The sequence below is a fragment of the Shimia sediminis genome (genome assembly GCF_003990645.1).
Lineage (GTDB): Bacteria > Pseudomonadota > Alphaproteobacteria > Rhodobacterales > Rhodobacteraceae > Shimia > Shimia sediminis.
The window spans coordinates 57,991-79,524 of the sequence record NZ_RYZK01000012.1 but is presented as its reverse complement, the minus strand read 5'-3'; the positions used below and the strand labels follow the sequence as shown (position 1 = coordinate 79,524).

Annotated in this window: 18 protein-coding genes; 11 read left to right on the top strand and 7 right to left on the bottom strand. The window is 58.9% G+C overall.

The window, feature by feature from the left end:
* Nucleotides 1–159 precede the first annotated feature (159 nt).
* The 4 genes from bhcA (at nucleotide 160) to bhcD (ending at nucleotide 4,558) form a co-directional block, all read left to right on the top strand.
* The gene (gene bhcA, locus EK369_RS18970; RefSeq protein ID WP_127115848.1) at nucleotides 160–1,350 is read left to right on the top strand and encodes an L-aspartate--glyoxylate aminotransferase BhcA; all 1,191 of its coding nucleotides are present in this window, start codon (nucleotides 160–162) and stop codon (nucleotides 1,348–1,350) included.
* Entirely contained in the window at nucleotides 1,350–2,318 is a 969-nt protein-coding gene (bhcB, locus tag EK369_RS18965) for a beta-hydroxyaspartate dehydratase BhcB (RefSeq protein WP_127115847.1), read from the top strand. The genes bhcA and bhcB overlap by 1 nt, the downstream gene beginning before the upstream one ends.
* A gap of 33 nt (nucleotides 2,319–2,351) precedes the next feature.
* Nucleotides 2,352–3,515, top strand: a complete 1,164-nt coding sequence (bhcC, locus tag EK369_RS18960) for a 3-hydroxy-D-aspartate aldolase BhcC (protein ID WP_127115846.1) — start codon at nucleotides 2,352–2,354, stop codon at nucleotides 3,513–3,515.
* Nucleotides 3,516–3,592: 77 nt separating this feature from the next.
* Nucleotides 3,593–4,558: an iminosuccinate reductase BhcD gene (bhcD, locus tag EK369_RS18955; protein WP_127115845.1), complete on the top strand. Its 966-nt coding sequence runs from the start codon at nucleotides 3,593–3,595 to the stop codon at nucleotides 4,556–4,558.
* Between the two features lie 83 nt (nucleotides 4,559–4,641).
* Here bhcD and EK369_RS18950 read toward each other — a convergent pair whose 3' ends face one another.
* On the bottom strand, nucleotides 4,642–5,553 hold the full coding sequence (locus EK369_RS18950) for a LysR family transcriptional regulator (RefSeq protein WP_127115844.1): 912 nt from the start codon (nucleotides 5,551–5,553) through the stop codon (nucleotides 4,642–4,644).
* A gap of 161 nt (nucleotides 5,554–5,714) precedes the next feature.
* Between EK369_RS18950 and xdhA the strand changes: the two genes are divergently transcribed.
* The 5 genes from xdhA (at nucleotide 5,715) to guaD (ending at nucleotide 13,470) form a co-directional block, all read left to right on the top strand.
* Entirely contained in the window at nucleotides 5,715–7,178 is a 1,464-nt protein-coding gene (xdhA, locus tag EK369_RS18945) for a xanthine dehydrogenase small subunit (RefSeq protein WP_127115843.1), read from the top strand.
* 12 nt (nucleotides 7,179–7,190) lie between these two features.
* Nucleotides 7,191–9,515 (top strand): xanthine dehydrogenase molybdopterin binding subunit, encoded by a 2,325-nt coding sequence (xdhB, locus tag EK369_RS18940; protein ID WP_127115842.1) that lies wholly within the window; start codon nucleotides 7,191–7,193, stop codon nucleotides 9,513–9,515.
* Between the two features lie 11 nt (nucleotides 9,516–9,526).
* Nucleotides 9,527–10,378 (top strand): xanthine dehydrogenase accessory protein XdhC, encoded by an 852-nt coding sequence (xdhC, locus tag EK369_RS18935; protein WP_127115841.1) that lies wholly within the window; start codon nucleotides 9,527–9,529, stop codon nucleotides 10,376–10,378.
* Nucleotides 10,379–10,446: 68 nt separating this feature from the next.
* On the top strand, nucleotides 10,447–12,027 hold the full coding sequence (locus EK369_RS18930) for a xanthine/uracil/vitamin C permease (RefSeq protein WP_127115840.1): 1,581 nt from the start codon (nucleotides 10,447–10,449) through the stop codon (nucleotides 12,025–12,027).
* A 102-nt stretch (nucleotides 12,028–12,129) separates the two neighbouring features.
* Nucleotides 12,130–13,470 carry a guanine deaminase gene (guaD, locus tag EK369_RS18925; protein WP_127115839.1) on the top strand — a complete coding sequence of 447 codons (1,341 nt, stop codon included), beginning with the start codon at nucleotides 12,130–12,132 and terminating at the stop codon, nucleotides 13,468–13,470.
* An 80-nt stretch (nucleotides 13,471–13,550) separates the two neighbouring features.
* Here guaD and EK369_RS18920 read toward each other — a convergent pair whose 3' ends face one another.
* From EK369_RS18920 to puuE, 3 genes are read right to left on the bottom strand one after another with little or no spacing between them, the layout of a single operon-like run.
* Nucleotides 13,551–14,975 carry a uracil-xanthine permease family protein gene (locus EK369_RS18920; RefSeq protein WP_127115838.1) on the bottom strand — a complete coding sequence of 475 codons (1,425 nt, stop codon included), beginning with the start codon at nucleotides 14,973–14,975 and terminating at the stop codon, nucleotides 13,551–13,553.
* A 50-nt stretch (nucleotides 14,976–15,025) separates the two neighbouring features.
* Nucleotides 15,026–15,511 (bottom strand): ureidoglycolate lyase, encoded by a 486-nt coding sequence (locus tag EK369_RS18915; protein ID WP_127115837.1) that lies wholly within the window; start codon nucleotides 15,509–15,511, stop codon nucleotides 15,026–15,028.
* A complete protein-coding gene (gene puuE, locus EK369_RS18910) occupies nucleotides 15,508–16,920 on the bottom strand; it encodes an allantoinase PuuE (protein ID WP_127115836.1) in 1,413 nt (470 codons plus the stop codon). Before puuE ends, EK369_RS18915 begins: the two co-directional genes overlap by 4 nt.
* Nucleotides 16,921–17,067: 147 nt before the next feature.
* Here puuE and uraH point away from each other — a divergent pair, with 147 nt between their 5' ends.
* The gene (uraH, locus tag EK369_RS18905) at nucleotides 17,068–17,421 is read left to right on the top strand and encodes a hydroxyisourate hydrolase (protein ID WP_127115835.1); all 354 of its coding nucleotides are present in this window, start codon (nucleotides 17,068–17,070) and stop codon (nucleotides 17,419–17,421) included.
* 13 nt (nucleotides 17,422–17,434) lie between these two features.
* Here the strand turns inward: uraH and EK369_RS18900 are convergent, their stop codons facing one another.
* Complete coding sequence (locus EK369_RS18900; protein ID WP_127115834.1) at nucleotides 17,435–18,349, bottom strand: LysR family transcriptional regulator; 915 nt, start codon at nucleotides 18,347–18,349, stop codon at nucleotides 17,435–17,437.
* A 100-nt stretch (nucleotides 18,350–18,449) separates the two neighbouring features.
* Between EK369_RS18900 and EK369_RS18895 the strand changes: the two genes are divergently transcribed.
* The gene (locus tag EK369_RS18895; protein WP_127115833.1) at nucleotides 18,450–19,685 is read left to right on the top strand and encodes a urate hydroxylase PuuD; all 1,236 of its coding nucleotides are present in this window, start codon (nucleotides 18,450–18,452) and stop codon (nucleotides 19,683–19,685) included.
* A gap of 47 nt (nucleotides 19,686–19,732) precedes the next feature.
* On the opposite strand, the gene EK369_RS18890 is transcribed toward EK369_RS18895, so the two are convergent.
* Together EK369_RS18890 and EK369_RS18885 are read right to left on the bottom strand one after the other, a co-directional pair.
* Nucleotides 19,733–20,827 (bottom strand): class II histone deacetylase, encoded by a 1,095-nt coding sequence (locus EK369_RS18890; protein ID WP_127115832.1) that lies wholly within the window; start codon nucleotides 20,825–20,827, stop codon nucleotides 19,733–19,735.
* Between the two features lie 11 nt (nucleotides 20,828–20,838).
* The gene (locus tag EK369_RS18885; protein WP_127115831.1) at nucleotides 20,839–21,534 is read right to left on the bottom strand and encodes an ABC transporter ATP-binding protein; all 696 of its coding nucleotides are present in this window, start codon (nucleotides 21,532–21,534) and stop codon (nucleotides 20,839–20,841) included.

Genomic DNA, 21,534 nt, shown 5'->3' with positions numbered 1-21,534 from the left:
TCTTCGTTTGTGAAAGACGAATTCACAATATGAAAAATTCAACGTACTGACAAGAAACAATTTTTCCAATTTTTCAACCTATGAAAAATAAATTCAAAAAAATTTTCGAGCCATGCATAACCGCGTAAGGTCAAGAACAACCACGCAAGGAGTTGTTCCATGAGCTTTCAAAACCCCGTCTTCATCCCCGGCCCGACCAATATCCCGGAAAGCCTGCGTAAAGCCTGCGACATGCCGACCATTGACCACCGCTCGCCCCTGTTTGGCCAGATCCTGCATCCCGCCCGCGAGGGGGTTCGCAAGATCCTGAAGAGCGACAGCGCCGAGGTTTTCATCTTTCCGTCCACCGGCACCGGCGGCTGGGAAACCGCGCTGACCAACTGTTTGTCGGCGGGCGACAAGGTTCTTGCCGCACGGAATGGCATGTTCAGCCATCGCTGGATCGACATGTGCCAGCGTCACGAACTGGACGTGCAGATTGTTGAAACCCCCTGGGGTGAGGGCCTGCCCGCAGATCGGTACGAAGAGATCCTGACCGCTGACAAACAGCACGAGATCAAGGTGGTTCTGGCCACGCACAACGAAACCGCCACTGGCGTTAAGTCGGACATTGCCGCCGTGCGCCGCGCGCTGGATGCAGCAAACCACCCGGCGTTGCTGTTTGTTGACGGCGTATCGTCGATCGCGTCGATGGACTTCCGCTTTGATGAATGGGGCGTCGATGTCGCCGTGACCGGCTCGCAAAAGGGTTTCATGCTGACCGCGGGCCTCGCCATCGTGGGTTTCAGCCCCAAGGCTATTGCAGCGGCCAAGACCGGGACCCTGCCGCGCACCTTCTTTGACATCAACGACATGGCCGCAGGCTACGCCAACAATGCCTATCCCTATACACCTGCCGTTGGGCTGCTGAATGGCCTGAACGAGGCCTGCACGATGCTGCTGAACGAAGGGCTCGAAAACGTGTTCGCCCGTCATCACCGCATTGCTGAAGGAGTGCGCGCTGCTGTTCAAGCCTGGGGCCTGAACCTCTGCGCCGCCAACCCATCGGTTTATTCGGACACGGTCAGCGCCATTTGCACGCCAGAAGGGTTTAACGCCACCGACATTGTGACCCATGCCGCAGACAAATACGGCGTCGCATTTGGCGTGGGTCTTGGCGAGGTTGCGGGCAAGGTTTTCCGCATTGGCCACCTTGGCAGCCTGACCGACGTCATGGCGCTTTCTGGCATTGCCACCGCTGAAATGTGCATGGCTGATCTGGGTCTCGACATCACCTTGGGTTCCGGGGTTGCCGCCGCGCAGGACTATTATCGCGGCCATGCTGCCGTCGCCCACAAGGACGCCGCATGATGAAGGATACGACCATGTATATCCCCACCTACGACGACATGCTGACCGCGCATGAGCGCATCGCGCCGTATATCCGCCGCACCCCGGTGCGGAGCTCGGATTACCTCAACGAACTGACCGGCGCGCAGTTGTTCTTCAAATGCGAGAACTTTCAGGAACCCGGCGCCTTTAAGGTGCGGGGGGCCTGCAATGCGGTGTTTGGACTGGACGACGCGCAGGCGGCCAAAGGTGTCGCCACCCATTCCTCCGGCAACCACGCCTCTTGCCTCAGCTACGCCGCCATGAAGCGGGGTATTCCCTGCAATGTGGTCATGCCCCGCACGGCACCGCAGGCCAAAAAGGACACGGTGCGCCGCTATGGTGGCCAGATCACCGAATGCGAGCCCTCGACCTCGTCGCGCGAAGAGACCTTTGCCAAGGTACAGGCACAAACCGGTGGTGATTTTGTGCATCCCTACAACGATCCGCGCGTGATCGCCGGTCAGGGCACCTGTTCGCGCGAGTTTGTGGAACAGACCGATGGCCTCGACATGGTGGTCGCGCCCATCGGTGGCGGCGGCATGATCTCGGGCACCTGCCTGACGCTCTCGACGCTGGCACCGGAAACGCAAGTGATTGCCGCTGAACCGGAACAGGCCGACGACGCCTATCGCAGCTTCAAGGCAGGCCACATCATTGCCGATGACGCCCCCAAGACCATCGCCGATGGACTCTTGGTGCCGCTCAAGGATCTGACCTGGCACTTTGTGTCCAACCACGTGAGTGAGATCTACACCGCCTCGGAGCAAGAGATCATCGATGCGATGAAGCTGATCTGGAAGCACCTGCGGATCGTCATGGAACCGTCCAGTGCGGTGCCGCTCGCGACCGTTCTTAAAAACCCCGACGCCTTCAAAGGCAAGCGTGTCGGCATCATCGTCACGGGTGGCAACGTCGATCTCGACAAACTGCCCTGGCTCACCGCCTGAGCCCCACACCTTCTGAGACTGAGGACCAAGATCATGAAAGACCAGAGCTATTTTGACGACTTCGAAGTGGGTTACGACATCCCGGCCAAACCGGGCATGGACGAAGCCGACATTCAGACCCCGGCGCTTGTGCTGGATCTTGATGCGCTGGAGCGCAACATCAAGAAAATGGGCGACTACGCCCGCGATCACGGCATGCGCCACCGTGTGCACGGCAAGATGCACAAATCGGTTGATGTGGCCAAACTGCAGGAAAGCCTGGGCGGTGCGGTTGGCGTTTGCTGCCAGAAGGTGTCAGAGGCCGAGGTCTTTGCCCGCGGCGGCATCAAGGATGTTCTGGTGTCTAACCAGGTGCGTGACCCGGCCAAGATCGACCGTCTGGCCCGCCTGCCCAAGCTCGGAAGCCGCACCATCGTCTGCGTCGATGATGTGGACAATGTTGCCGACCTGTCGGCTGCGGCTGTCAAACACGGTACCGAGCTGGAAGTCTTTATCGAAATCGACTGCGGCGCTGGCCGTTGCGGTGTGACCACAACCCCGGCGGTGGTCGAGATCGCCAAGGCCGTTGAGGCGGCAGACAATCTGAAGTTCTCGGGCATTCAGGCCTATCAGGGCGCGATGCAGCACATGGACAGCTATGCCGACCGCAAGGAAAAACTGGATGTGGCCATCGCCATGGTTCAGGACGCCGTGGATGGCCTCAAAGCCGAAGGCATCGAATGCGAATTGGTCTCGGGTGGTGGCACAGGGTCCTACTATTTCGAGTCGAATTCGGGTGTCTACAACGAGCTCCAGTGTGGGTCCTATGCCTTTATGGACGCCGACTATGGCCGTATCCTCGACAAGGACGGCAAGCGTATCGATCAGGGCGAATGGGAAAACGCATTCTTCATCCTGACCTCGGTCATGAGCCACGCCAAGGCCGACAAAGCCATCGTGGACGCAGGTCTCAAGGCGCAGTCGGTCGACTCGGGCTTGCCGGTGGTCTTTGGTCGCGACGATGTCGAATACATCAAATGCTCGGACGAACACGGCGTCGTTATGGATCCCAAGGGCGCGCTCAAGGTCAATGACAAGCTGAAACTGGTGCCAGGTCACTGCGATCCCACAGCCAATGTGCACGACTGGTACGTCGGCGTGCGCAACGGCAAGGTCGAAACCGTCTGGCCCGTCTCGGCCCGTGGCCGCGCCTACTGAGTGTCCCGACTACCCACCTGAGAGAGCGTCACTCCCGTCGCTCTCTCGGGTGGGCAATACAATAATTGGAGAACAGCATGCTGATCGTCCCAGAAAGTAAGATCGCCGGGTTGATGACTCGCGAGGCGGCCTTTGATGCCGTTGAAAAAGTCTTTGCCGCCATGGCAGCAGGCGACGCCTATAATTTCCCGGTGGTGCGTGAAGCCATCGGCCATGAAGACGCACTCTATGGCTTTAAGGGCGGGTTTGATCGCGCAGGCCTGACGCTTGGGCTCAAGGCCGGTGGCTACTGGCCCAACAACCTGGAAAAACGCGACCTGATCAACCACCAGTCCACGGTTTTCCTGTTTGACCCCGACACGGGCAAAGCCAAGGCCATGGTGGGCGGCAATCTGTTGACGGCCCTGCGCACCGCCGCGGCATCCTCGGTTTCGATCAAGCATCTGGCCCGCGATGACGCAAAAGTGCTGGGCATGGTTGGCGCAGGCCATCAGGCCACCTTCCAGCTGCGCGCCGCGCTCGAACAGCGGGACTTTGAAAAGGTCATCGGCTGGAATTATCACCCTGAAATGCTGCCCAATATCGAAAAGGTCGCCAATGAGGCGGGCCTGCCGTTCGAGGCCGTCGACCTGCCCGGCCTGACCGAGGCGGATGTCGTGATCTCGATCACCTCTGCGTTCTCTCCGTCGGTCATGGCAGATCACATTTCCGCAGGCACCCATATCGCCTGTATGGGCACCGACACCAAAGGCAAACAAGAGGTCGAGGCGGCGCTTTTGACCCGTGCAACCGTCTTCACCGACGAGGTTGCGCAGTCCGTAACCATCGGCGAAGCCCAGCACGCCATTGGCGAGGGCCTGATCCGCGAGGAAGACGTGTTCCAACTGGGCGCGGTGATCAACGGCACCCATCCGGGGCGTACCTCGGCCGATCAGATCACGCTGTTCGATGGCACCGGCGTCGGCTTGCAAGACCTCGCCGTCGCGGCCTCGGTTGTTGATCTGGCCGTGGAACAGGGCATCGCGATCGAAGTCGATTTCTAGACGCCACGGCAACATTCCACATTTCAAAACGCCTCGGGAATTCCCGGGGCGTTTTTCCAATCAGGCCCGATGGCTGGGAACCCTCAGGCCGAGAGTTGTTTCATCAATTGCAAGGCACGCCCCGCGATAAAATCCAGCATCAGCCGCACTTTGGGGTCCTGCAGGTTCTTGTGCGGATAAAGACAGCCAAAGATTGACGGCATCGGGCGCGCGTCTGGCAGGACCTCAACCAATTTTCCGGTTCTCAGGTGCTCGGCCACTTCAAAAACCGGCTTGTTGGTGATCCCCCGACCGTCCAGAGCCCAGTTCAGCAGAACATCACTGTCATCAGCGTCGTATTTCCCGCTGACCTCGTATTTCTGGTAACCTGTCGCCCCGCGCAACGTCCAAAAATACTCTGGCGATCTGGGGTATCTCAGCAACAGGCAGTTGTGCCCGATCATCAGGTCTTTTGGCACCCGCGGTATGCCATGTTTTTCCAGATACTCGGGTGCGGCACACAAGACCCGGTCGCAGTCTGAGATTTTGCGCAGTTTGAGGCTGGAATCCCGCGGGTTGCCGACAAAAAAGGCGACGTCGATGCCATCCGCCAGGATATCCACCGGCCTGTCAGACATGCGCATTCGAACTTCGATATCTGGATTGTGATCCACAAACTCCGGCACCAAAGGCGCGATCAACCGGCGCCCCGCAGCAAGGGGCGCAGTCACCCGGATCGTCCCCCGAGGCGCGTCGGAATACTGGGCCACAACGTTTTCCGCGTCCCCAACCGCCTCGAGAATGCGCAGGGCTTCACGGTAGAATTGCTGCCCAACTTCTGTCGGTGTCAGCGACCGGGTTGTACGGTTGAACAGCCGCACGCCCAGATGCTTTTCCAGCTCTTTGATCCTCTTGCTGGCCACGGCAGGGGTCAGCCGCAGATCGCGCCCGCCTGACGTAATGCTGCCCAGTTCGATCACCCGGCAAAACACCCGGACACTTTCAAGAAAGGCCATGACTCGCGTCCCCTGCTTTCACTGATGAATTTGTGCGCTGGTAGAGAATAGCTTTTTCAACGTTTTGTTGAAAGTATTTCGTAAAGCCAATCATTTTTGATGGTATTCACAACTGTTACACTCATCGCATGCTCGTGATTCCGGGCGCGCAGGGAGGTCAAATGGCACATCAAGATGAAATCCGGTTTCTGCTGAATGGCAAAGAAACAACCGTTGCCAACCCCAAGGCGACGCTGACGCTTTTGGACTATCTGCGCATCGAACAGCGCCTGACCGGCTCAAAAGAAGGCTGCGCCGAAGGTGACTGTGGGGCCTGCACCGTGCTCGTGGGACGCCTGCGCAATGGCGCGCTGCACTATGAAACCGTCAATGCCTGCATCCGTTTTCTGGCCTCCTTGAACGGTTGTCACATCGTCACCATCGAGCATCTCTCGGGTCCCAATGGTCGGTTGCACCCGGTGCAGCAAGCCATGGTGGACTACCACGGCAGCCAATGCGGGTTCTGCACACCCGGTTTCGTGATGTCGCTGTACGCGCTCTGGATGCAGACCCCGATGCCGAGCGCGCAACAGGTAGAAACCGCCGTTCAGGGCAATCTTTGCCGCTGCACCGGATATGAGCCGATTGTGAAAGCCGCTCTGGCGGTGAATGAATACGGCAGCCCTGTGAATGACCACCTGACCCAGGAACGCGCCGACATCACCGCGCGACTTACGGCTCTCCAGCCTGAGGGCCGTGTCGAAACCGGGCCCGAAGACGATCGCGCCATCCTACCGCATTCGGTTGCCGATCTCGCCGAGGTTCTGGCCTCGCACCCCAAAGCCACCATCGTTGCAGGTGCGACCGATGTTGGCCTTTGGGTGACCAAGTTCATGCGCCCGATTTCGCCGGTTGTCTTCATCAACCATCTGGAAGAGCTGAAGGCCATCACGCTTGACGACGACGCGCTGACCATTGGCGCAGGCGTCACCTATAGCGAAAGCGAAGAGGCCATCCGCGATGCTTTTCCGCATCTGTCGGAATACTGGGATCGAATCGCCGGCTGGCAGGTCCGCAACATGGGCACCATCGGCGGCAATGTCGCCAATGGCTCGCCTATCGGAGATACCCCTCCGGTGCTGATCGCGCTGGGGGCAGAGGTCACGTTGCAGAAGTCCGGTGGCACACGAACGCTTCCCGTTGAAGATTTTTTCATCGACTATGGCAAACAGGACCGCGAGGCCGGAGACTTTGTTGCCTGCATCCGCATCCCGCGCGCGACTGCCGGACAAATCGACGCCGCCTATAAGATTTCCAAGCGTCGCGACGAAGACATTTCTTCGGTTGCGGCCGGTTTCAGCGTGACGCAGGTGGACGGCACGATCACGGCTGCGCGGCTGGCCTTTGGTGGCATGGCCGCCACCCCGAAACGCGCTGCAAATGCCGAGGCTGCACTAATTGGCCAGCCCTGGGGGGCGCAGGCCTTTGAGGCCGCAGCACAAGCTCTGTCTCAGGACTTTACCCCGCTCACCGATTGGCGTGCCTCTGCGGATTACCGCATTCTGGTCGCCGCCAATCTCATCCGCCGGTTCCATCTGGAACACGACACCACCACCGACGCCCCCGTGCGTCTGGCGATCGCTTGAAGGAGCCCGGCTATGAAAGATAACACAACAGTTCAGGGCGCGGTTCATCAGGATCTGAAGCACGACAGCGCCATCAAACAGGTGCAGGGACGCGCCGAATACACCGACGATATCGCGGAACCTGCGGGTACTCTGCATGCCTATCTTGGTGCGTCAAATGTGGCCCACGCCAAGATCAGGGGCATGGACCTGTCGCGTGTCCGTTCTGCCCCTGGCGTCGTTGACGTATTGACCGCTGACGACATCCCCGGCGTCAACGATGTCAGTCCGACCGGCAAGCACGACGAACCGGTGTTTCCCACCGAAAAAGTTGAATTCCACGGCCAGCCACTGTTCGCCGTGATCGCCGAGACCCGCGACGCCGCGCGCCGGGCCGCGGAGCTGGCAGAGATGGATTACGACATCCTGCCCCACGCGCTGGACCCCGTGTCAGCGCATGAGGCCGGAATGCCCTTGGTCACTGACCCTTTGAAACTGGAACGTGGTGACGTTGATGGCGCCTTTGGCGGCGTGGCCCACCGCATTCAGGCCCAGATGACTGTCGGCGGTCAGGACCACATGTACCTCGAAGGCCACATCGCCTTTGCCATTCCCGGTGAAGACGACGATGTGATTGTACATTGCTCGACCCAGCACCCCTCCGAAGCGCAACATATGGTGGCGCATGTGCTTGGCGTGCCCTCGAACGCAGTGGTCGTGAACGTGCGTCGCATGGGCGGTGGGTTTGGTGGCAAGGAAAGCCAGATGAACTTGTTCTGCGCCGTAGCCGCACTGGGAGCCAAGAAGCTGGGCCGCGCAGTGAAAATCCGCCCCGACCGGGATCAGGATATGACCGCCACCGGCAAACGCCATGACTTCGTGATCGACTATGATCTGGGCTTTGACGATGAGGGCCGCATTCAGGCGGTCGAGGGACAGTTTGCCGCCCGCTGCGGCTGGACCTCGGACCTCTCCGGCCCGGTCACCGACCGCGCGCTGTTTCACGCCGACAACGCCTATTACTATCCAAACGTGCGCCTCACTTCGCGCCCACAAAAAACCAACACCGTGTCGAACACCGCCTTTCGCGGTTTTGGCGGCCCGCAAGGCGTGATTGCCGCCGAACGCATGATCGAAGAGATCGCCTATGCCCTGGGCAAGGACCCTCTCGAGGTGCGCAAGGCCAACTTTTATGGCGAAGCGGGTGATGGCCGCACCCTGACCCCCTATCACCAGGAGGTTGAGGACAATGTCATTGGTCGCATCGTCGAAGAGCTGGAAGACAGCGCCGACTATCAGGCCCGTCGCAAGGCCATTCTGGACGAGAACGCCAAAGGCGGCATCATCCGTCGTGGCATCGCCCTGACACCTGTTAAATTCGGCATTTCCTTTACCGCCACCTGGTACAATCAGGCCGGTGCGCTGATCCATGTCTATAACGACGGGTCGATCCATCTGAACCATGGCGGCACCGAGATGGGCCAGGGTCTGAATACCAAGGTGGCCCAGGTTGTCGCCGAGGCGTTTCAGGTCGACTTTGATCGCATCAAGATCACCAAAACCACCACGGAAAAGGTGCCCAACACGTCGGCCACGGCGGCCTCGTCCGGCTCGGACCTGAACGGCATGGCAGCCCTTGATGCTGCCGAGCAGATCAAGGAACGGCTGGTTACCTTTGCCGCCGAAAGCCGGGGAGTTTCCGAAGACGCCGTCAGCTTTGCGCCCAACAGGGTTGTGATCGGTGACGAGAGCGTGGCCTTTGATGCCTTTATCAAAGAAGCCTACATGGCCCGCGTGCACCTTTCTGCCGCTGGGTTCTACAAGACCCCCAAGATTCACTGGGACCGCGCCGCCGGCAAGGGCCGCCCGTTCTATTATTACGCCTATGGCGCCTCTTGCTCAGAAGTCGCAATCGATACACTCACGGGCGAGTATCGGGTTGAGCGCACCGACATCCTGCACGATGTTGGCAAATCGTTGAACCCGATACTCGACAAGGGTCAGGTCGAAGGCGCCTTTATCCAAGGCATGGGCTGGCTCACCACCGAAGAGCTTTGGTGGGACGACAAGGGCGCATTGCGCACCCATGCGCCCTCGACTTACAAAATCCCGCTCGCCAGTGACCGCCCGCGCATCTTCAACACCAATCTGGCCGATTGGTCGGAGAACCGCGAAATGACAATCAAACGCTCCAAGGCGGTGGGGGAACCGCCCTTCATGCTGGGGATCTCGGTGTTCGAAGCGCTGTCGATGGCCGTGGCCAGTGTTGCAGACTACCGCGAATGTCCGCGCCTTGATGCCCCCGCAACCCCTGAGCGGGTGTTGATGGCGGTGGAACGTCTCAAGGCCAGCCAGTGAGGATCTGAGCAATGACCCAGGCGGACAAACTGAATGATTTCCTGAACGGTCCCGGCGCGGTTGCCTGCGTGCGGCTGACCCGTGTGCGTGGGTCCTCGCCCCGTGCCACCGGGACTGAAATGTTTGTCCGCGACTCCACGCTTTGGGGCACGATCGGTGGCGGTCAGCTTGAGCATATGGCGATTGCTGCCGCCCGAGACCTCTTGGCCTTGGGCAACCTGTCGGAACATCTCGATATCCCGCTTGGTCCCGAGATCGGGCAATGCTGCGGTGGCCGGGTCGAAGTTTCGATCACCCGCATGAGCCGGTCCGACAAGGAACACGCCTATGGCGAGGCTCTACGTTCGGATGATGCCCGGCCTGCCGTGTACATTCTGGGTTCTGGCCATGTGGGGCGGGCCCTGGCTGATCTGTTGCAACACATGCCAGTACGCACTGTGCTGATCGATCAGCGTCTCGAAGAACTTGAACAATGCCACGCGGGCGTGGAGCGGCGCCAATCCGCCATTCCTGAAATCGACGTGATGAACGCCCCTGCTGGCAGTGCCTTTATCGTCCTGACCCATGACCATGGGCTGGATTTCCTGCTGGCTTCGGCGGCCCTTGAACGCAATGACGCGGCCTATGTCGGGTTGATCGGTTCAAAAACCAAACGCGCCAAATTCAACAGCTGGTGCAAAGAACACTGTGATGGCCTGTCCATCGCACCCTTGATCTGCCCCATCGGGGCAGGCGGTAGCCGCGATAAGCGGCCTGCCGTGATCGCCGCGCAAGTCGTGGCCGAAGTGATCACGGCGCTGACCTCTGAAACTGCCGCAATCCCCCAACTTCGGGGCACTGTTTCGCATATCGCGGCGCAGTGAGGAAACGCGGGTAGGGCTGGCAAGAGGAGACGCCACAGGCCCTACCGGCTATAACAGGAGGTCCCACAATGAGGGATGGTAGCTATACCTATAAGCTGTTTCACCGCAGCGACTTCAGCGCGTTCTGGGCGCTGTTCACAGACAACCTGATCAACCTGATGGTGCTGGCAGGCGTCTGTCAGTTCGTCTTTGGCATGCCCGCCGAGATCGTCTATGGGCGTATCGTGCCCGGCGCCGCCGTCGCCATTCTGGCCGGTATCGCGGTTTATGTTGGCCTCGCCAAACGCGCTGCTGCCCAACATGGCCGCGACGTAACCGCCCTGCCCTATGGCATCTCGACCCCGGTGATGTTTGTCTATCTCTTTGGCGTGATCGGTCCGATCTATTGGTCGACCAACGACCCCATGCTGGCCTGGCAGGTTGGCATTGGTGCTGGTTTCATGGGGGGCATCGTGGCCGCCCTTGGCGCCGTGATCGGCCCCTGGCTAAAGCGGGTCACTCCGCGCGCGGGCATGCTTGGCACGCTCTGCGGCATCGCGCTGGTCTTCATCGGCACCGTGCCACTGGCCACCGTGTTCGAAAACCCCTTTATTGGCTTTGCCTCGATGATCATCATTCTCTGGGGTCTCGTGGGTCGCTTCCGCCTGCCCTACAACATTCCCGCAGGCCTTTTGGCACTGATCGTCGGGACGGTTGTGGCCTTTGCCATTGGCGAGGCAAAACTCAGCGTCGAAGGCGTCGGATTCTATCCGCCCATGCCCTATTTCGGCGACTTGATTGTCGGTGTTCAGTACCTCTTTGCCAATCCTGAACTGTTCCTGGTTCTGGTGCCGGTGCAGATCTACAACTTCATCGAAACCATGAACAACGTGGAAAGCGCCGAGGCTGCGGGCGACCATTATCCCGTAGCCACCTGCCAGATCACCGACGGCCTGGGCACCATGGTTGGCGCGATCTTTGGCTCGCCCTTCCCGACCACCGCCTATATCGGCCACCCAGCCTATAAACGCATGGGCGCGCATGCGGGCTATATCATCGGCGTTGGTGTCGTGATCCCTGCGGCGGCCTTTTTTGGCATGCTGGCCTTCCTCAACAACCTGATCCCCGTGGCTGCTGCTGCGCCGGTTCTGGTTTTTGTGGCCCTCAGCCTGATCACCAACACCGCCCATTCGGTAAAGACCGATCATATGGCTGCCGTGACCATCGCAATGATGCCGCATGTATCCTCCTTCCTGATGGTGAAATGGGGCTCGCTCATGGGGGCATTGGGGGCCGTTGGCGTTGCCGCCCTACCGCAACTGGGGGACGAAGCCCTGACAGCCGCCCTCTTGCAGCAAGGCGCACATTTCGAAGGCCACCTGGCTCTGTCCCAGGGTGCAATCCTGACCGGTCTGATCTGGGGCGCCATCGTGGCCAGCGTCATCGACGGCCGGTTCCGCAACGCCGGGGGGTTTGCTCTCGCCGCCGCCGTTATGTCGTCTCTTGGCATCATCCACGGCGCCAGCCTGCATTGGCCCGACATCAACGGCGTCACCGCAGGTTACCTGATCGCCGCCGCGTTCCTCTACATCTACCCGCGCTTCCACAAAGAGGACGAGCTGGTAAATGAGAATGTGGTTGTCGAGGAAGCCCCGACAGCCGCCGAGTAAACGTCCGTCTTTACGGACCAGCCGTGCGGGCCATCCCATGTTTCCCCTCCGATGGCCCGCACGCCATTTCACCTATTCCGAGTTTCCAAACTGGACCCGATCATGACACAGACGGATCAACACACGCTGTTGCGTGGGCGTATTCTGGATTTCCACGCCAGCCCGCAGGACGAAGCGGATACCGATGCCTACAGCTACATCGAAGACGGAGCCATCCTGATTGCCGATGGCAAGATCATCGCGACCGGCACGTTTGCCAAAGTCTCTGCCCTTGCGCCAACCGCGCCCATAACCGACCACCGCCCGCATCTGCTGATGCCCGGCTTCATCGACACCCATGTGCATTTTCCGCAAGTACAGGTCATTGCCTCCTGGGGCGCGCAGCTTCTGGATTGGTTGAACAACTACACCTTCCCCGAAGAGACCCGCTTTGAAAGCCCTACCCACAGCGCCCTGATGGCGCGGCATTTCTTTGACCTCTTGACCAGCCACGGCACCACGACTGCCGTGTCCTATTGTTCGGTCCACACCACATCCGTTGATGCCTATTTCACCGAGGCCGCCCGCCGCAACATGTGCATGATCGGCGGCAAGGTGATGATGGACCGCAACGCGCCGGGCGCGCTGATGGACACGCCGCAATCCAGCTATGACGACACCAAGGCTATGATTGGAAAATGGCATGGCGCGGGTCGTGCCCATTATACGATCACCCCGCGTTTTGCCATCACCTCGACGCCCGAGCAGATGGAGATGGCGGGCGCGCTGGTGGCCGAGTACCCCGATTGCTTTGTGCAGACGCACCTTAGTGAGAACCACGACGAAATCGCCTATACAGCCGAGCTTTACCCGGAGGCCCCGGACTATCTCGGTGTCTATGAACACTACGGGCTTCTGTCGCCCAAAATGCTCTTGGGCCATTCGATCCACCTGAAGCCACGCGAAATTGACGTGCTGGTGGACACCGGGGCAAAGCCTGTGTTCTGCCCCACATCAAACCTGTTTCTGGGCAGCGGGTTGTTTGACGACGCGGGCCTGCGCGCGCGCGGCATAGAGAACGCCATCGCCACCGATATCGGCGCGGGGACCAGTTATTCGATGCTGCAGACGCTGAACGAAGGCTACAAAGTCCTGCAGCTTCAGAACCAGAAAATGCACCCCCTGCGGGCGTTCCACTGGATCACACGGGGCAATGCCGAAATCCTCGGTCTCGCAGACAGGATTGGAACACTGGCACCCGGCTCGGACGCGGACATCGTGGTGCTGGATTCCCGCGCAACCCACGCCATGGATCTGCGGATGCAACGCGCCGATTCCTTGTCGGAAGAGCTGTTCATCCTGCAAATGCTGGGGGATGACCGCGCCGTTGAGGAAACCTATGTGGCGGGTCAGGCCATGAAAGAGGGAAACCTCCGTTCCGAAATCCTGCTGCAAAGCGCCTGAACGTCTCAAAGACACCACACAATAAGAAAGGCGACGTGATGGTCACGCCGCCTTTTTTCATTTTTTACTCTGTCGCGGGATCAGACGTGATCGTCATGCGGCAACGAGCCTTCGCCATGTCCGGCCATACCGCCCGAGACCTCTTCCGTGGCCTCATCTGACAGCTCTTCTGGCAGGATCAGGTTCAGTACGATGGCAATCAGCGCCGCAGGCAGAATGCCCGAGGTCGCCAGAACCTTGACCGTGCCCGGCAGGTGCTGCAACGCTCCCGGCTCAAGCTGCAGACCCAAGCCCAGCGAAAGGGAAATCGCAAAGATCACCATGTTGCGACGGTTCCAGTGCACATCCGACAGCATCGAGATACCTGCCGCTGCCACCATGCCGAACATCACGATCACACCGCCGCCGAGCACTTCAATCGGGATCGACGAGATGATCGCGCCGATCTTGGGCACCAGACCCGCAAGGATCAGGAACAACGCGCCGATGGTCACAACCATCCGGCTCATCACGCCGGTCATGGCAATCAGACCCACGTTCTGGCTGAACGAGGTGTTGGGCAGCGCGCCAAACAGTCCGGACACTGCCGTGCCGATCCCGTCCGCAAAGGTTGCGCCCTGGATCTCTTTGTCAGTCGCTTCCCGACCGGCGCCACCCTTGGTGATCCCCGACACGTCCCCGACAGTCTCCACCGCCGAGACAAAGGACATCAGGCAGAACCCGATGATCGCGGCCACCGAGAATTCAAGACCAAAGTGCAGCGGGTTTGGCAGCGCGAATGAGGCCGCACGGCCCACATTGCCAAGGTTCACTTCGCCCATCGCAAAGGCAAAGATGTAGCCCACGATCAGGCCAATCAGCACCGCCGAAACCGACAACATGCCCTTGGCATAAAACTTGAGTCCCAGCGTGACAAAGATCACGATCAGCGCCATGGTCCAGTTCATCAGCGAGCCATACTCAGGCTTGCCAATCGCCGGAACGCCACCGGCGGCATACTGAATGCCCACCTTGACCAGCGCCAGACCGATCATCGTGACCACGAGGCCGGTGACCAGTGGCGGCAGGGCAAAGCGGATCTTGCCGATGAACAGCCCCAAAACTGCGTGGAACAGGCCGCCCACAACGATGCCGCCCATCAGAACCGCAATCGCATCGACGCCCTTCCCCGCAACCAGTGGAATCATGATCGGAATAAAGGCAAACGATGTACCCTGCACAATTGGCAGGCGCGCGCCAACCGGGCCGACACCGATTGTCTGGAACAATGTTGCGATGCCTGCAAAGAACATCGACATCTGGATCATGTAGATCATCTGTGGAAAGTCCGGGCTGTTCGACCCGAACCCAAAGCCTGCGGCGCCACAAACGATGATTGCCGGCGTGACGTTTGAAACGAACATCGCCAGCACATGCTGCAACCCCAGTGGTATCGCCTTGGCTAAAGGCGGTGAGTAGTTTGGATCCCGGAGCTGCTCCGGGGTTCCGATTGATGCATCAGCCATGGTGTTTCCCTCCCTATGATGCGCGGGCCAGCTCCTCCACCGGCCCTTGTTCAACCTTGAATCGTGATCTCCTCTTTGAACCAGAACTCTTCAAGGTTTGGGCCGTCACCGATCCGGTCGACAACGGCAAATTGTCCCTGTTCAGACAATGGTGCGCAGACGCCATGCCAGACGTTACGATGATAATTGACGCCTTGTCCGGGCGCGGTGATGAAGGCAACCGGCGTCCCTGGTTTGCCCCCGTCGTCCGGAGCGACCACCACCAGAAAAGGCGCGCGGCTCAGTGGCAGGAACGCCTGACTGCCATCCGGATGACGCTCGACCATATCCAGGCTCATCGGCAAAGAACGGGCCTCGGCGTCAAACAGGCTGATCCCCGCCTGCCCATCCGAAAAATCCAAGATCGCCCGGTCGTGAAACCGTCCGCAAAGGCCCTGATTGATCATCTTGTCCGGTGTCCCAACGGCCTCGAGCACATCACCAAAAGGCGCAAAGGCCTCAGCGGTCAAAGGTTGGGGCGCAATCGTGAGGCTCATGCGCCGAACTTCTCCAAGAGCCGCACCTCGGCAATCCGCTCGACCTGACGGCAGGCCTCGGCAAATTCGGTGTCACGGTCGTTGTCGATCCGGCGGTGGAACGCTTCCATGATCGTTGCCTTGGTGTTGTCGCGCACCGCAATAATAAAGGGGAACCCGTGTTTGGTCGTGTAGGCCTCGTTCAGACGGGTAAAGGTCTCGCGCTCTTCATCGGTGAGCATGTCCAACCCGGCCCCGGCCTGTTCGCTGGTGCTTTCCGCCGTGAGACGCCCGGCTGCCGCCAGTTTTCCCGCGAGATCCGGGTGCGCCACAAGCACGCCCAACCGCTGCTCTTCGCTCGACGAGCGGAACACGCGGGCCAGCGCGCTGTGCACGCCCACTGCCGTATCATGGGTTGGGCCAAGCTCGAGGTCATAGGCCCCCTCGGCGATCCATGGGCTATGTTCAAAAACGCCACCAAACTCGGACACAAAGGTGTCGCGGTCCATTTCAGAGGGTGTGATCTGTTGCATGGGAGGGTGTTCTTTCATCCAGTGATCGGCAATCTCTTCACGCGTGGCAAACCAGACGCCGTCGTGTTCCCGGTAATAGTCCAGCACACGTTTCAACGCAGCGGCCCGGCCCGGACGCCCGATCAGACGGCAATGCAGCCCGATCGACAGCATCTTGGGCGCGCCCTCCTGCCCTTCGGCATAAAGCATGTCAAAGCTGTCTTTCAGGTAGCTCTCAAACTGGTCGCCATTGGTATATCCCGCCTGAATGGCAAAGCGCATGTCGTTGCAGTCCATCGTATAGGGCACGATCAACTGATCCTTGCCACCCGCCTTGACCCAATAGGGCAGATCATCGGCATAGCTGTCCGCGATATAGGCAAATTCGCCCTCTTCCGCCGCCAGATCCACCGTGTTCATCGAACAGCGCCCCGTGTACCAGCCGCGCGGAGGTGAGCCGGTCACCTCGGTGTGCAGGCGGATCGCCTCGCGGGTGTGTTCACGCTCTTCCTCGGGCGACATGTCCTTGTGTTCGATCCACTTCAGCCCGTGGCTGGCGATTTCCCAACCTGCGGCCTTCATGGCCGCGACCTGCTCGGGCGCGCGAGCCAGCGCGGAGGCAACACCATAGACCGTAAGCGGTGTGTCCTTTAGCAAACGATGCACGCGCCAGAACCCGGCGCGGGCGCCGTATTCATAGATCGACTCCATGTTCCAGTGGCGCTGCCCTTCCCAGGGCTGCGCCCCGGTGATTTCGGACAGGAAAGCCTCGGACGCCGGGTCCCCGTGCAGGATGTTGTTCTCACCGCCTTCTTCATAGTTCAGAACGATCTGCACGGCGATCTTTGCACCATTCGGCCAATTCGCATTGGGTGTCCGGGCCCCATACCCGGTCAGATCTCTTGGATATCGTTTCAACGCTTGTTCCTCGGATTTTGACACTTGATAAACCAAATAATCTCTCGTGTTTTTCAAAAAATTGCAAAAAGAGCATCTTGAATGACCAGCTTTGCGTCCCACCTTGCAACCAGAATACAAGGGCATGAACAATCAGGAGACACTATCATGACCGGATATCTGACCACGCATGTCCTCGATACAGCCCGCGGGTGCCCGGCGGAGGGTCTGACAATCGAACTCTACCGGATCGACGGCGACACGCGCAGCAAACTCAAAACGCTTGTGACCAACGATGACGGCCGCACCGACGAACAGATCCTGCCAGCCGAGGAATTTGCACCTGGCGAATACGAGCTTATCTTTTACGCGGGCAGCTATCTGGATGCCACTGGCACACCGCCGGAAGATCCGCGCTTTCTGGATGTGATCCCCATTCGTTTTGGCATGTCGGAACCCTCGCACTATCACGTGCCGCTTTTGCTTTCGCCCTTCGGTTACAGCACTTATCGCGGCAGTTAAGCCGGAATAGTCTCTATTTCGGAGAGGCCAGCACAGCCTTTGCGATCCGCTCGATCATGAATTCCATGAACAGCCGCGTCTTGGGATCCTGCATCCGGCGGTGGGTGAACAAACAGGCCATCTGAATGGGTTTTGGCGGTGTTTCCACCGCCACCGGCACCAAGGTGCCCTCGCGCAGATGGTCCGCAACTTCAAAAACCGGCTTCATGGCAATGCCGTGCCCGGCCACGGCCCAGTCCGTCAGAACATCCCCATCATCAGACTCGTAGCGGCCAGAAATCCGAAAACGTTTGTCGCCTTCGCGCGTTGACAACAGCCACTGAAATTCGGTGGCACCGGGGAACCTCAGGCTCAGGCATTCATGGCCGTCCTGCACTAGGTCATCGCCATTCTTGGGCATCCCCCGGTTCCGAATGTACTGCGGAGACGCACATAACACGCGTTTGACATCGGCAATCTTGCGAATGCGCAGATTGCTGTCTTCGGGCTGGCCCAGGAAAAACGACAGGTCCAGGCCTTCGGTTGTCAGATCCACATTCCGATCCGTCAGACGCAGCCGGATGCTGACTTCGGGGTACTCTTTCAGAAAGTCCGGAACCTGAGGTGCAATCAGACGACGGCCCACACCCAAGGGCGCCGCGATATGCAATGAGCCACGCGGGTTCTCGGTGATATTGACGATCTTCGCTTCAGCCCTCTCAACAGATTCAAGGATCTCAGTCGCCCCCCGGTAAAAGGACTTGCCCTGTTCGGTCGGGGTCAGGCTACGCGTTGTGCGTTGAAACAGCCGCACGCCCAAATGCTCTTCCAGCTGCGAAATCCGCGACGAGGTCACCGCTGGCGAGACCCGCAAATCCCGCCCCGCCGCAGACATGCTGCCCAGTTCATACACACGTACGAAGGTTCGGATATTGTCAAAATAGGACATTGTTTCGCTTTTTTTGATACTGCTTGGCTTTTAGTTGCAATACCAGAATAAATACATCTCGAATAGAGTGTTTGCGAATACGAATCTTTGGAGGGCCTCCATGTACGATATGGCAATTCTTTGGGACTGGATCGCGTTTTCGGTGCGTTGGCTGCATGTCATCACCGCAATGGCCTGGATCGGCGCGTCGTTCTACTTTATCGCGCTGGATCTGATGCTGAAGCCAGCCAAGCACCTGCCGGACGGAGCCTATGGTGAGGAATGGGAGGTACACGGCGGTGGTTTCTATCACACGGTGAAATTCCTCGTGGCCCCTTCGGAGATGCCCGAACACCTGACCTGGCACAAATGGCAAAGCTATACGACCTGGCTTTCGGGTGCTGCGCTCATGATGATAATCTATTGGGTCGGCGGTGAATTGTTCCTGCTGGACCCGACCAAGGCAAACCTCTCGCTGATGCAGGGCATCGTGATCTCTGGGGGGTCGCTGACCATTGGCTGGCTGGCCTATGATGCCATGTGCAAATCCCGGCTCAGCGAGCATCCCACGGTTTTGATGCTCTTGCTGTTTGTGATCCTTGTGGTGATGTCCTGGGGTTACAACCAGATCTTCACCGGTCGCGCCGCCCTTTTGCACCTCGGGGCCTTTACTGCGACAATCATGACCGCCAACGTGTTCTTTCAGATCATGCCGAACCAGCGCATCGTGGTCGAAGACCTCAAGAACGGTCGCACGCCGGATGCCAAGTACGGCAAGATCGCCAAGGTCCGCTCGACCCACAACAACTACCTGACACTGCCGGTGGTCTTCCTGATGCTTTCCAATCACTACCCGCTGGCCTTTGCCACCGAGTACGCCTGGATCATCGCAAGCCTGATTTTCCTGACCGGTGTCACCATCCGCCACTATTTCAACACCATGCACAAGACCGGCAAAGGTCCGCACTGGACCTGGCTGGCGACGGTCCTTCTGATGATCGCAATCGCCTGGCTCTCGACCGTGCGCGGCGGGGAAACCTACGAAGAGTCCGAAGCCCGCGAGATGACCCCGTACGAACAGAAATACGCCTCGGTCGATAGCTTTGAAGAAGCTTTCTACGCGGTGACGGGCAACTGCTCGATGTGCCACGCGCGTGAACCCTCTTGGGACGGTATGCACTGGCCGCCCAAGGGTATCGTTCTGGAAACCGAGGCAGATGTGGCCCGACATGCGGACCAGATCTATCTCCAGGCGGGCCTGTCGCACGCCATGCCTCCTCCCAACGCCATTGAGATGGACAATGAATCACGCGACCTGATCGTCGCCTGGATCAAAGATGTTCGCGGCTCTCAATGACCAGAAAGTCGGGCTATCGACTAGCCGCCAAGAAAGAGCCTCTCGCCCTACATAAAGTGGTCAGCCATTTCGTTAATGAGTTCCAGATGGAAGGCATCGACGCGCGCATCGGGTTGTTGCCCATTGATCCGATTAAGCAGCGGATCTTCCGCGCGAATTTCGGATCCTGACATCTCTTCCAACATCGCGTGACCGCAAAACGGGACATAGAGCTCGGAATACCCGCCTTCATGTGCTGCCACCAACTTGCCGTCGGTGATCTCCATAACGCGCTTTGTCATTTCTCTGAAGGTTTCAGCAGAGCACATCATACGTGCCAGCGGATCGAACCCACCCGCATCAAAGCCACAGGCAACAATGACGAGATCCGGATCAAACGCCTCAATCGCAGGCACAATCAACCGCTCCGTTGCTTCGATATAGGTGTTGTGACCGCATCCCGGTGGCAAGGGAATGTTCATGTTTGCGCCCAGACCCCTGCCCGTGCCTCGGTCTTCGACGGAACCGGTGTCTTGAGGGTAGCACCGATCCTGATGGATCGAAATTGTCAGAACATCCGGCCGATCATAAAAGATCGCTTCGGTACCGTTGCCGTGGTGGACATCCCAATCCAGCACAACAATCCGTTTGGCGATCCCGTCCGCAATGGCCTTTTCCACGGCAATCGCAACGTTCGCCAAAAGACAGAAACCGTTTGGCCAATCCGGCAGGCAATGGTGCCCCGGTGGGCGCGATAAGGCATAAGCGTTGTCGTAGACACCCGTCGCAACCCCTTCGACGGCCTGGATCACCATCCCAGCCGACAACATGGCAATTTCAAAAGCGCCAGGGCCGAAAGGTGTCCGCAGCCCAAGCTCACCACCGCCATTGTCCGAGAGGGTCTTGAACTCGTCCAGGTACGCCTTGGGGTGCACTCGTTCGAGGTCCTCAAAGGTCGCCGTCTTGCCCACAACCATTTCAAGGTCTCGATTCAGCCCGGTAATCTCAATCAGGTTTTTCAACCGGCGCTTGGTTTCAGGGGCTTCCGGCAGACCTCCAGACACCATAGGCTGAACCAGACCGCCGACGGGCGCAAGCAAAGCGTAGTTGCCGCCAAAGTGCCAAAAGCACTTCTCGTGTGAAATAAATGCTGTTTTTCTCATGTCTTATTACCCTACACAGACAGGTACTTTTGTTTTGCGGCAATGGCCTCTTCCGAGAAGAAGTCCTCGCGAGAGAACTCGTGCAGTACCTGGCCTTGCTCGAAAATGTAGTGGCGGTCGGCCAATCTCTCGCAAACCCGTAGGTTCTGCTCGACAAGCAGGATCGGCATGCCGGTTGACTTGATCTTCTCAAGTGTTGAAACGATTTCGTGAACGATCACAGGGGCAAGACCCTCTGAAGGCTCATCGCACAGCAAAATCTTGGGCGCATTGAGCAAGGCCCGGGCGATGGCCAGCATTTGCTGTTCGCCCCCCGAAAGCTGACCACCCCCATTGGTTTTCCGCTCTTCGAGCCGGGGAAACAGGTTGTAGATATCCCGGAGCGCCCATTGGCTTTCAGGCCGCTGTGCCAGCACGAGATTCTCTTCAACGGATAGAATTTGGAAGATGTCACGTTGTTCCGGGATCAGGCAGATGCCCAGTTCCGCAATGCTGTGGGTTGGCATGCCGATCAGGCTTTGCCCGTCAAACTCGATCGTGCCTGTAACACTTGGGACCAGGCCCATGATCGAATTCAGCGTTGTTGATTTCCCTGCCCCGTTGCGGCCCAGGAGCGTGACAATTTCGCCTTCACCCACTTCGATGGACACATCAAACAGGATGTGACTTTTTCCATAGAGTGAGTTGACGTCGCTTAGGCGCAGCAT